Source organism: Candidatus Methylomirabilis sp. (assembly GCA_036000645.1).
Classification (GTDB): Bacteria; Methylomirabilota; Methylomirabilia; order Methylomirabilales; family JACPAU01; genus JACPAU01.
This window is the reverse complement of the sequence record DASYVA010000041.1, coordinates 1-11,184: the sequence shown is the minus strand read 5'-3', so window position 1 is coordinate 11,184 and position 11,184 is coordinate 1. Positions and strand designations below refer to the sequence as shown.

The window sequence follows — 11,184 nt, the reverse complement described above, 5'->3', positions numbered from 1 at the left end:
TGCCTGGACCCGGAGGGCGGCGTGCACTACCGCACCGTGGGGTTCGTCCCGCCGGACGAGTTTGTCCCGGAGTTCCGGGTGGCCCGGGGCCTCGCGGCGTTCGACCAGGGGCAGTACGCCGCGGCCAAGGAGCAGTTCGCGCGGGTCCTGCGGGAGGCGCCCCACAGCGTGCACGCGCCCCAGGCCCAGTACTGGCACGCCGTGGCCGAGTACAAAGAGAGCGGCAGCCGGGAGGCGCTGGTCGCAGGCTGGAAGACGCTCAGGGAGCGCTACCCGGAGAGTTACTGGGCGAGGAAGCTTCCTTTCTAGTCTAGCAGCAGAGCGACGGAGGGCGCAATGCGGCATCGCGGCTGGCGAGTTGGCCTCGTCCTCTTCCTTGTGGCGATGGGGATCCCGGCGGTCGCCCGGGCGGAACCGTATGTCGCGGCCTACCTGGGGTCCACGTTCCCGCTCGACGCGAAGATTACTGACAACACGGCGCCGCCTCTGAGTGCAAGCGGCGTCACCGTGGATGAGTCCGTCGTGTTCGGGGGGAAGTTCGGTCTCTGGTCGGACGTCACTCGGTCGCTCGGAATCGAGTTGGACATCTCCGGCTACAAGGCAGACATTCCCGCCCAAGTCGCGTCGGGCCTCAGCGTGGTCGCCACGGACATGGACATCACCGCCATCGGGTTCCACCTCCTGGGGCGAATCCCGCTCGGGTTCCCCGAGGGAGACCCGATGCGGCGGGCGTACTTCTACCTGGGGGCAGGTCCGGCGATCCTGGCGGTGGCAGTAGAGCGGCTCGGCGTCAGGGAAGATGTGGCTGACTTTGGCCTGCACGCCCTGGCCGGCTTCAAGCTCTTCCTCTCGCCCAATATCGCGGTCTTTGCCGAGTACAAGTTCACCTATTCCGAGCTCACCCTCGACATCACGGGGGGGACCGAGGACATCGAGCTGAAGATCAACCAGGTTTACGGCGGCATCGCCTATCACTTCTCGTTCTAGGCGAGCTTTCGCTCCCCGCCGATAGCTGCGGGTGCCCGTCGGCAGCGGCCGGGCGCGGGGGCTGCACGCCCCTTGAATCCTCTCCCGCCGTGTGGTACCGTCTGGCCGCTTTCCCGGGCGCTTTGCCCCTCCCCATCCCACCGAGCCCACTTCATGCGCGTCGCCCGCCTCGACAGGAAAACGCCGGGAGGGCCTCTTCGCCCCGCGCAGCCGCGCGAACCGCGAAAGGGGGATCGCCGTGCCCGCGAAGTTTGACCGGAAGACCCTGGAGGGCCTGATCCGGAAAGGGGAGATCGACACGGTCCTGGTGGCGTTCCCCGACCACCAGGGCCGCCTCATGGGGAAGCGGGTGACGGGCCGCTTCTTCCTGGACGAGGTCGGCGGGCATGGCGTGCACGCCTGCGCCTACCTCCTGACCGTGGACGCGGACATGGAACCGCTCCCCGGCTACGCGCTGGCCTCCTGGCAGACCGGCTACCAGGATTTCAAGGCGGTCCCGGACCTCACCACCCTCCGGCGCATCCCCTGGCTGGAGAAGACGGCCCTGGTCCTCTGCGACCTGGAGACGGAGGAGGGGGAGCCGGTGGAGGAGTCCCCGCGCCGGATCCTCAGGCGGCAGATCGACCGGGCGGCCGCCGCTGGCTACCGCCTCATGATGGGCTCCGAGCTGGAGCTGTACGTCTTCAAGGACTCCTTCGAGGCGGCGCGGAAAAAGCGGTACCACGACCTGGAGCCGATCGGCTATTACCTGGAGGATTACCACATCCTCCAGACCACCAAGGAGGAGTTCTTCATCCGGGAGGTGCGGAACGGGATGGAGGGGGCGGGCATCCCGGTGGAGTTCAGCAAGGGGGAGTGGGGCTGCGGGCAGGAGGAGATCAACCTCCGCTACGCCGACGCGCTCGAGATGGCCGACCGCCATGTGCTCTACAAGCATGGGGTCAAGGAGATCGCCGGGCAGCAGGGCGGCTCCATCACCTTCATGGCGAAGTACGATATGCGCCACGCCGGCTCGTCCCTCCACCTGCACAGCAGCCTGTGGGACAAGGCCGGCAAGAAGAGCCTCTTCGCCGAGAAGGGAAAGGAGGCCGGCTCCGACCTCTTCCGCCGCTATCTGGCCGGCCAGATCGCGCTGGCCCGGGAGCTCTCCATCTTCTACGCCCCCTACGTGAACTCCTACAAGCGCTACCAGGCCGGCTCGTTTGCGCCGACCCGTCTGGCCTGGGGCCGGGATAACCGGACCTGCGGGTTCCGGGTGGTGGGGGAGGGGAAGAGCCTCCGGGTGGAGAACCGGATTCCGGGAGCCGACGCCAATCCCTACCTCGCTTTTGCCGCCACCATCGCCGCCGGGCTCGACGGCATCGCCAAGAAGCTCGAGCCTCCGCCCATGTTCCAGGGAAGCGCCTACGACGATGCCACCATCCCGCGCGTTCCCGCGACGCTCCGCGAGGCCATCGCCGAGCTGGAGCGGAGCACGGCGGCCCGGGAGGCCTTCGGCGAGAAGGTGGTGGAACACTACCTCCACACGGCGCGGCTGGAGCTGGAGGCGCAGGACAAGGTCGTGACCTGCTGGGAACTCTGGCGGAATTTCGAGCGCATCTAGCCGGGCGCGGGGGGAAGAGCGGGATGCGACTGCAGGGGAAGGTCGCCTTCATCACCGGGGCCGGGATGGGCCAGGGGCGGGAGGCGGCGGTCCTCTTCGCCCGCGAGGGGGCCCGCGTCATCGTGGCCGATATCAACGAGGCGGCCGCCAAGGAGACGGTGGCGCTCGTGGAACGGGCGCGGGGAGAAGCGCTCGCGGTCCAGGGGGATGTGGGGGTTGAGGCGGATGTCGGGCGGATGATCGGGGAGGGGGTGCGTCGCTTCCGGGCCCTGCATGTCCTCTACAACAACGCCGGCGTCCTCTGGAAGGATCGGGACCGGTCCGTCCTGCAGACCACGGAGGCCAACTGGGACCGGGTGATGGCCATCAACCTCAAGGGGCCCTTCTTCGTCTGCAAGCACGGGATTCCGCACCTCATCGAGAGCGGGGGGGGCTCCATCATCAATGTGGGGTCCGTCTCGGCCCTCTGCGGATTCACCGTCGCGCAGGACGCCTACACCTCGGCCAAGGGGGCCCTCATCTCCCTCACAAAGTCGCTGGCCATCCAGTTCGCCAGGCAGAACATCCGGTGCAACATCATCCACCCCGGCATCATCGAGACCCCCATGCAGGCCCCCTACCTGGCCGATCCGGCCAAGCGGAAGTCGTTCGAGGAGGCCATTCCCCTGGGGCGCATCGCGCAGCCCCGGGAGATCGCCGCTGTGGCCCTCTTCCTGGCCTCGGAGGAGTCCTCCTACATCACGGGGGCCGAGATCATCGCCGACGGCGGCTTCACGGTGCAGTAGGTCGGGCGGTGGCGCCCGGGCTGCCGCCACCGCCGCCCCTCTCGGGCCGGCCGCGCCCGGCATTTTGCTCGCCGCATGACCACGACCCTGAAGGCCCTCATCTTCGACTTCAACGGGACGCTCTGCCTCGACGAGCCGCTCGTCCTCAACCTCTACCAGCGCGTCCTGGCCGAGGAGGGGGTGACCCTGCCGGCCGCCGCGTACGAGGCAGGCTACCTGGGCCTGAGCGATACCGCCGTCCTCGCCAAAGCCCTGGCCGCGGCGGGCCGGCAGGCCGCCGTCGCGAAGGTGGCGGCCATGGTGGCGCGCAAGAGCCGCTACTACCTGGAGGCAGTTGCGGCCCGGCCGCCGCTGGCTCCCGGAGCCGCCGACCTCGTCCGCGCGGTCTCCCGCCAGTACCGGCTGGCGGTGGCCTCGGGGGCCCCACGCAGGGAGATCGAGTGGGTGCTGCGCCAGGCGGGTCTCCGGGATCGCTTCGCGGCGCTGGTGGCGATGGAGGATACGGAGCGGGGGAAGCCCCACCCTGCCCCGTTCCTCCGGGCCCTGGCGGGCATCAACGGAGGGGCCCGCCGCGTGGACCAGGTCCAGGCGGCAGAGTGTCTCGTCCTGGAGGACTCGCTCGAGGGGATCCGGGGCGCGAAGGCGGCGGGGATGCGGGTGATCGGGGTGGCCAGCACGTACGCGGTCGAGCGTCTGGCGGCTGAGGCCGACCGCGCCGTCCCGGCGCTGGCCGACCTGGCGCCGGAGGAGCTGGGGCGGTGGTTCGCAAGCCTGGGGGAGGCCCCGGGTGCTGTCTGACCGGGGGGCCTACCTCCTCCTCATCCTCGTCACGGCCATGTGGGGGTCCTACTTCCCCCTGACCAAGCTGGCCCTCCGCGAGATCCCGCCGCTCACCTTCGTCGCCCTGCGGTTCAGCCTCGCGGCGCCGTTCCTCTGGTTGATCCTCCTCCCGGACCGCCGGGCGGTCCGGCCGGGCCGGGGGGACCTCGTCCCATTCCTCTTCCTGGGCTTCAGCGGGTACGTCCTGGGGACCGCCCTCACCTATGTGGGGGTCCACCTCACCACCGCCATCAACGCCTCCCTCATCCAGGCGGCGGCCCCCGTCATGGTGGCGGTGGTCTCGGCGGTCTTCCTCAAGGAGGCCCTCCGCCCCGTCAATTGGGCCGGCGTCTCCCTCTCGGTCCTGGGGGTCCTGCTGATCGTGAGCGGGGGTGCGCCCGGCCGCCTCCTCCGGGGCTCCTTCCACAGTGGGGACCTCGTCCTCATCGTGTCCCAGGTCGGCTGGGCCGCCTACACGATCTACGGCCGGACGGTCCTCAAGCGCTACTCCCCCGCCGTCGCCACGACCTATGCCTACACCGTGGCCGCCCTCGTCCTGGTGCCCATTAGTCTTCTCGAGGCCCCCCTCGCCCCGCTCCTCGACGCCTCCCTCCTGACCTGGGGCATCATCCTGTTCCAGGCCTTGCTGGGGGGCCTGGCCCACGTCTGGTACTACGCCGGCGTGCGGGCCGTGGGCGCGAGCCGGTCGGTGGTCTTCATGAACTTGAGCCCGCTCGTGGGAGTCCTCCTCGCCACCCTCCTCGTGGGCGAGACACTGCGGGGAGGGCACCTGGTCGGTGGGGCGGTGGTCCTGGCGGGGGTCTTCCTCACTACCCGGCGGTAGCCCGCGCGGACTCCTCCGAGGCGGCGGCTGCCAGGTCGGCCGGGAGGCCGCGAGCCCCCCAGAGGCAGAGGAGCCCGGCCGCCGCGAGGAAAAAGGCGGGGAGGGTGAGGGCCGTGGACAGGTCGGTCAGGTCGGAGACGTGCCCCAGCAGGGCCGGGGAGAGGGCGTCGCCGAAGGCGTGGATGGCGAAGATGTTGAGGCCGAAGGCCCGAGCCCGGATCTCCGGGGCGGTCACCGCCACGATGAGGGCGTTGAGCGGCCCCGTGTTCAGGAAGACCAGGACCTCGGCGACGAAGATGGCGCCGAGGGCGAGCCACGGGTCTCCCGCGGCAATGGCCAGGAGCGCGCCCGGCACGCTGAGGAGCAGCCCCCAGCCCGAGACCAGGAAGTAGGCCTTCCCCGTCCGCCGGAGGAGGCGGTCCCCCCACCAGCCCCCGAGTAGCGTGCCGCCAAGGCCGGCCACCACTGTAACCCCCCCGATGGCGGGGCTCGCCACCCCGAGCGAGAGGCCGTGGACCCGGATGAAATAGGTGGGTAGCCACGCGGCGAAGCCCCCCAGGGCAAAGGTCATGAAGGTCATCGCCGCGGTGTTCAGGACATAGGACCGGTTGGAAATGAGGGACCGGAAGGCCGCTCGGGTCCCCGGCGGCGCGCCGGTCGCCCCCCGCGAGGTGGCTCGAGCCGGCTCCCGGAGCATCCAGGCAGCCGCCGCCAGGAGGAGCCCCGGAGGCCCGGCGACGTAGAAGACGGCGCGCCAGCCCCAGGCCTCCCCGATGAGCCCCCCGATCAGGTAGCCGATGGCGCTCCCCACCGGGATGGCGACGTAGAACACGCTCAGCATCATCCCGCGCCGCTCCGGCGGGAAGGCGTCGGCGATGAGGGTGGGGCCCACCGTCCCGAAGGACGCCTCGCCGATCCCGACGAGGGCCCGCGTGGTGAGGAGCTGCCCGTAGGACCTCGCGAGCCCGCTCCCCACCGTGGCGGCGCTCCAGAGGGCGACGCCCAGGCCGATGAGCGGCCCGCGCCGCCAGCGGTCCCCGAGAGGACCGAAGACCGGCGCCGCCAACAGGTACATGACCATGAAGGCGGAGCCCAGGAGGCCGAGCCGCGTATCCGAGAGGGCGAAGGTGGCCTGGATCTGGGGAAAGACGGCGAAGGGGACGTACCGGTCCACGTAGTTCAGCAGGTTGATGGCGCACAGGAGCGCGAGGAGCCCCCACCGCTGCACGGCGCCTCCTCGGTGTAGGCGGGCTGCGAGCATCATGGCACGGGGGGCGGCCCCCCGCAAGCGCTTCGCCCCCGGCCCTCGTCCGTGCTATGATCTGACGGCCGGGAAAACATTCCCGCCGGGCCGGCCTGAGCAGGCAGGAGCGCCATGATCTTCGAGATCCTCAAGGGAATGTTCACCACCTTCAAGCACCTCTTCCGGAGGCCGACCACGGTCCCCTACCCGGAGGAGCGGATCCCCCTCTCCCCCCGGTACCGGGGGCGCCACTTCCTGGTCGTGGACGAGGATGGCCTGGAGCGGTGCGTCGGATGCGAGCTGTGTGCCGTCGCCTGCCCGGCCGATGCCATCTACATCGAGGCGGCGGAGAATACGGACGAGCGCCGGGTAAGTCCCGGAGAGCGGTACGCCAAGGTCTACAAGATCCACATGTACCGCTGCATCTTCTGCGGCTACTGCGAGGAGGCGTGCCCGGAGGATGCCATCTACTTGGGGAAGGACTACGAGTTTTGCTCCTACTCCCGCGACGACTTCGTCTACGGCAAAGACCGGCTGCTCCTGAGCGTCCGGGACGCGGCCAAGCAGCGCCCCGAGGTCCTCAACCGGCTGAGGGAGGAAGCCCTCCACGCCGAGGAAGGCGCCGCAGCCGGCGAGGAGCATCACTAGGGGGAGGGGATGGGGGCCGACCTGGCTCGCGAGCTGGCCATCCCGGCCGAGACGAAGCTCGTCCTGCTGGTGTTGGACGGTCTGGGCGGGCTTCCCCGGGAGGCCGGCGGGCCCACGGAGCTGGAGGCGGCGGCGAAGCCGACCCTCGACCGGCTCGCGGCCGAGGGGGTGACGGGCCTCCTCACCCTGGTGGCGCCCGGGGTCACCCCCGGGAGCGGACCGGGGCACCTCGCCCTCTTCGGCTACGATCCCCTCACCCACCGGATCGGGCGGGGCATCCTCGAGGCTCTCGGGATCGACCTGCCGGTCACCCCGCAGGACGTGGCGGCCCGGGGGAACTTCTGCACGGTGGACGCCGCCGGGCGGGTCACCGACCGGCGGGCCGGGCGCGTGAATGACGCCACCTGCCGGACCCTCTCGGCGCTCCTCGACACCATCACGGTGGACGGGGCCGAGGTCACCGTGCGGCCGGTCCGGGAGCACCGCTTCGTCGTCCTCTTCCGGGGGGAGGGGCTCTCGGACGCCGTCAGCGAGACCGACCCGCAGCAGGTCGGGCAGGTGCCGCTCAAGGCCGAACCGCTCACGCCCGAGGCGGCGAAGAGCGCCCGGGTCGTGAACGCGTTCGTGGAGAAGGCCCGCGCGGCCCTCCGGGACCACCATCCGGCGAACATGGTTCTCCTTCGCGGCTTCGCCCGCCACCCTGCCCTTCCCACCTTCCGCGAGCGCTTCGGCCTTCGCGCCGCCGCGATTGCCATTTACCCGATGTACCGGGGGCTCGCCCGCCTGGCCGGGATGGAGATCCTGCCCACCGGGACGACCATCGCGGACCAGCTCGCCACGCTCCGGGAGCGCTGGGGCGATTTCGATTTCTTCTTCATCCATTTCAAGCGGACCGACACCGCCGGAGAGGACGGCGACTTCGCCGCCAAGGTGGGGGCCATCGAAGAGGTGGACCGCACCCTCCCGGCCCTGCTGGCCCTCCGGCCGGACGTCCTGGCCGTGACCGGAGACCACTCCACGCCGGCCGCCCTGCGCGCCCATTCCTGGCACCCGGTCCCGGTTCTTCTCTGGGCGAAGACTTGTCGCCCCGATACCGTCGCAACCTTCGGCGAGCGCCCTTGCACGGGAGGCGGCCTGGGGCATCTGCCTGGACGGGAACTCCTCCCCTTGATGCTGGCCCACGCCGGCCGCCTCACGAAGTTCGGCGCCTGACCCCCCAGTTCCAGGCCGTCCGAGAAAGGAGTGGGGACCGTGAGCGTCACGAGGGAGATTGCCGACTTCATCCTGAGGCTCCGGATGAGCGACATTCCGGAGCGGACGCGGGAGTTGGCCAAGGGCTTTCTCCTGGACGGCCTGGGGGTGACACTGGCCGGCTCCACGGAGAAGGGGAGCCGAATCATCCAGGCGCACCTCCGGGAGGCGGGCGGGAAGCCAGAGGCCAGTGTCCTCGGCACCCCCCTCCGTCTCCCGGCCCACATGGCCGCCCTGGCCAACGGGGCCGGGGGGCACGCCATGGATTATGACGACACCCAGCTCGCCACGAGCAAGGAGAGCGTCTACGGCCTCCTGACCCACCCCACCGTGCCGGCCCTGTCGGCTGTGCTGCCGCTGGCCGAGGCAGGGAACGCCTCGGGGCGGGACCTCCTCCTGGCCTACATGGTGGGGGTGGAGGTGATGTGCCGGATCGCCGATGCGGTGAACCCCCGCCACTACCAGGCCGGGTTCCACTCCTCCGGGACGATCGGGACCCTCGGCGCGGCGGCCGCGGCGGCCAAGCTCCTCCGCCTGAACGAGGACGCGGTCCTCCGCGCGCTCGGGATAGCCGGGAGCATGGCGGCCGGGCTGCGCGAGTCCTTCGGGACGATGACCAAGCCCTACCACGTGGGCCGGGCCGCGGAGAACGGGGTGGTGGCGGCCCGGCTCGCGCGGCGCGGCTTCACCGCGGCGAAGAACATCCTCGAGGCCAAGCGCGGGTTCTACAGCGCCGCAGCCGGGGGCTTCGACCCGGACAAGATCCGCGGCAAGCTCGGGAAGCCCTTCTTCTTCGAGGAGCCGGGGATCTCCATCAAGCCCTACCCCTCCGGGTCGCTGTCCCACCCGGCCCAGGACCTGCTCTTCGACCTCATGCGGGAGCACCGCTTCGCGGCTGACGATGTGGAGGGGATGCGGGTCGGGACCAACTCCCACGTCCTCAACGCCCTGATCTACAGCGCGCCCACCACCGCCCTCGAGGGGAAGTTCAGCCTCCCCTTCTGCATGGCGATCGGCCTCCTCACCGGGAAGGCCGGGATCGCCCAGTTCAAGGACCGGTGGGTTCGGGACCATCGGACCGTGGCCCTCATGAAGCGGATCGAGCACGTGCTCGACCCTGAGATCGAGCGGCTCGGCTACGACCGGATGCGGACCTCGCTCGAGATCCGCCTGCGGAACGGGCGGGTGATCCGGGGGACGGCCGACGTGTTCCGGGGCCACCCGGCCCGACCCATGTCCCGGGAGGAGATCGAAGCGAAGTTCAGCGAGTGCGCGGCCCTCTGTCTGCCGAAGGCGAAGGCCCGGACGGCGGCGGAGGCCGTCTGGCGGCTCGAGCGTCTTCCGCGGGTCCGGGAACTGGTCCGCCTCCTGCGGCCGGGCCGGTAGGGGGGGACGGGGGATGGAGTACGGGGGAATCCTGATCGAGTGGACGGGGCACGACGGGTTCCGCCTGGCCGGGACCCGGACGGTCTACATTGACCCCTACCGCCTCGACCCGAAGAAGCAGTGGCCCGCCGGGGACTACTGCTTCGTCACCCATGACCACCACGACCATTGCAGCCCGGAGGATCTCCTGCGGGTGGTAGCACCGGATCGCACGGTGCTCCTCGCGAGCCGGGGCGCCCACGAGAAGGTGAAGGGGCAGGTCCCGGCGAAGCAGACCCGCGTCCTCGCGCCCGGGGAGAGCCTCAGCCTTGAGGGGCTCACGGTCCGTGCGATCCCGGCATACAACCTCACGAAGTTTCGGGCGCCGGGGGTCCCCTTCCATCCGAAGGACGCGGGGGGCGTGGGCCTCGTCATCACCCTGGACGGGGTGACGGTCTTCCACGCAGGGGACACCGACCTGACGGACGAGATCCGGGGCCTGCACGGGGTGGACGTGGCGCTCCTGCCGGTCAGCGGGACCTACGTCATGACGGCGGAGGAGGCGGCAGAGGCCTGCCGGGTTCTCAAGCCCAAGGTCGCCATCCCCATGCACTACGGGGCGATCGTGGGGAGCGCGGAGGATGCCCGCCGCTTTAAGGCGCTCTTGCCGGATCACTGTGTGGAGATCCTCGCGGCCACCTAGGCTCTAAAGGAGGCTGCCACCACGATCTGCACCCATATCGTGAACCGTGGATCGGCTGGCGTCCGTAGCCGGGCCGACCAGCTCGTGACAGCCGTCAAGCGGTTGCACTCAGAAACCCGACCCCAGGCCAAGAAAATAGAGTGCATCCCTGCCGGCACCTAAGGCATTAGATAGGTCTGCTTGTTTGTGATTAGCTAGCCGTGTTCGAAGCGACGCAAAAGACTGCCGCAAAGGGGATTGGGCAATGTGGAAATCTTCGCGCGAAGTAGACGAGTCTCTTAAGACGCGTCCTGATCTCAAGAGACTTGAACGACTTTATTGGCTCAGCCAGTTTTGGAACAACGTGGTCTACCCAGAAGGCTATGTGGCCGATGGGAGTTGGACCCAGCTGCTCGTGCCAACAGAATACGGGGAAATACTGACTTCTAGAGTCCAGAGGGTGCGCGATGCTACACCAGAGGCGGACTTTCTTCTCTCGCTATTCTGTGTGTTTGCTTACCACGAACTCGTATTCGACTGGCAGGTGTCCGCTGTCGAGGGCGTCCTCGCCCTTCTTAAGCAAGAGTTGCTAGGCGGGCGGGTTCGTCTGCCGCACCGCTTGGGGCGCCTGCTCTACGACCGTTTCAACGATCTGAATCAGTCCAACCGGACAGATCATCTCATGCCCCCGGAGGTTCAGGGCCTCTTGGAGGGCACACCCCAAGGTGTCTTTCAGCTCGGCCCTTACATTTCTGGTCCACTGGGTATACTTGAATCCGCGGAATCACGGTGGATCCCTCCCACCCTTCAATTGCCGCTGTGGCATTGTTCCGATACCGGATGCGCCGCATTGCACGACGTGCAACTTGTGCGGCCAAACATCCCAATCGTCAAGGCATATGACGAGATTCTCCATGCCCTCCACGACGAGTTCGGGCCGGCCTCAGAGTGGGACTC

12 protein-coding genes are annotated in these 11,184 nt (G+C 69.2%); 11 read left to right on the top strand and 1 reads right to left on the bottom strand.

All coding sequences use genetic code 11. The features are described 5' to 3' along the window. The 6 genes from VGT06_02385 to VGT06_02360 form a co-directional block, all read left to right on the top strand. A partial coding sequence (locus VGT06_02385; GenBank protein ID HEV8661982.1) for a tetratricopeptide repeat protein occupies nucleotides 1-309 on the top strand: 309 nt, incomplete at its 5' end. 27 nt (nucleotides 310-336) lie between these two features. Next, complete coding sequence (locus VGT06_02380; GenBank protein ID HEV8661981.1) at nucleotides 337-987, top strand: outer membrane beta-barrel protein; 651 nt, start codon at nucleotides 337-339, stop codon at nucleotides 985-987. A gap of 238 nt (nucleotides 988-1,225) precedes the next feature. Then, the gene (locus VGT06_02375; protein HEV8661980.1) at nucleotides 1,226-2,590 is read left to right on the top strand and encodes a glutamine synthetase family protein; all 1,365 of its coding nucleotides are present in this window, start codon (nucleotides 1,226-1,228) and stop codon (nucleotides 2,588-2,590) included. A gap of 23 nt (nucleotides 2,591-2,613) precedes the next feature. Beyond that, nucleotides 2,614-3,375: a glucose 1-dehydrogenase gene (locus tag VGT06_02370; GenBank protein ID HEV8661979.1), complete on the top strand. Its 762-nt coding sequence runs from the start codon at nucleotides 2,614-2,616 to the stop codon at nucleotides 3,373-3,375. A 75-nt stretch (nucleotides 3,376-3,450) separates the two neighbouring features. Then, nucleotides 3,451-4,173 carry an HAD family phosphatase gene (locus VGT06_02365; GenBank protein HEV8661978.1) on the top strand — a complete coding sequence of 241 codons (723 nt, stop codon included), beginning with the start codon at nucleotides 3,451-3,453 and terminating at the stop codon, nucleotides 4,171-4,173. After that, on the top strand, nucleotides 4,163-5,038 hold the full coding sequence (locus tag VGT06_02360; protein ID HEV8661977.1) for a DMT family transporter: 876 nt from the start codon (nucleotides 4,163-4,165) through the stop codon (nucleotides 5,036-5,038). The genes VGT06_02365 and VGT06_02360 overlap by 11 nt, the downstream gene beginning before the upstream one ends. Here the strand turns inward: VGT06_02360 and VGT06_02355 are convergent. Continuing rightward, entirely contained in the window at nucleotides 5,025-6,266 is a 1,242-nt protein-coding gene (locus tag VGT06_02355; GenBank protein ID HEV8661976.1) for an MFS transporter, read from the bottom strand. The genes VGT06_02360 and VGT06_02355 overlap by 14 nt on opposite strands. Before the next feature lie 147 nt (nucleotides 6,267-6,413). On the opposite strand from VGT06_02355, the gene nuoI reads away from it, so the two are divergent. The 5 genes from nuoI to VGT06_02330 all read left to right on the top strand — a co-directional run. Then, nucleotides 6,414-6,929, top strand: a complete 516-nt coding sequence (nuoI, locus tag VGT06_02350) for an NADH-quinone oxidoreductase subunit NuoI (protein HEV8661975.1) — start codon at nucleotides 6,414-6,416, stop codon at nucleotides 6,927-6,929. Nucleotides 6,930-6,938: 9 nt separating this feature from the next. Beyond that, complete coding sequence (locus VGT06_02345) at nucleotides 6,939-8,141, top strand: 2,3-bisphosphoglycerate-independent phosphoglycerate mutase (protein HEV8661974.1); 1,203 nt, start codon at nucleotides 6,939-6,941, stop codon at nucleotides 8,139-8,141. A 39-nt stretch (nucleotides 8,142-8,180) separates the two neighbouring features. Then, nucleotides 8,181-9,566 carry an MmgE/PrpD family protein gene (locus VGT06_02340; GenBank protein HEV8661973.1) on the top strand — a complete coding sequence of 462 codons (1,386 nt, stop codon included), beginning with the start codon at nucleotides 8,181-8,183 and terminating at the stop codon, nucleotides 9,564-9,566. A 13-nt stretch (nucleotides 9,567-9,579) separates the two neighbouring features. Beyond that, the gene (locus tag VGT06_02335; protein ID HEV8661972.1) at nucleotides 9,580-10,248 is read left to right on the top strand and encodes an MBL fold metallo-hydrolase; all 669 of its coding nucleotides are present in this window, start codon (nucleotides 9,580-9,582) and stop codon (nucleotides 10,246-10,248) included. Between the two features lie 244 nt (nucleotides 10,249-10,492). Then, nucleotides 10,493-11,184 (top strand): hypothetical protein (locus VGT06_02330; protein ID HEV8661971.1); only part of this gene is annotated, 692 nt, incomplete at its 3' end.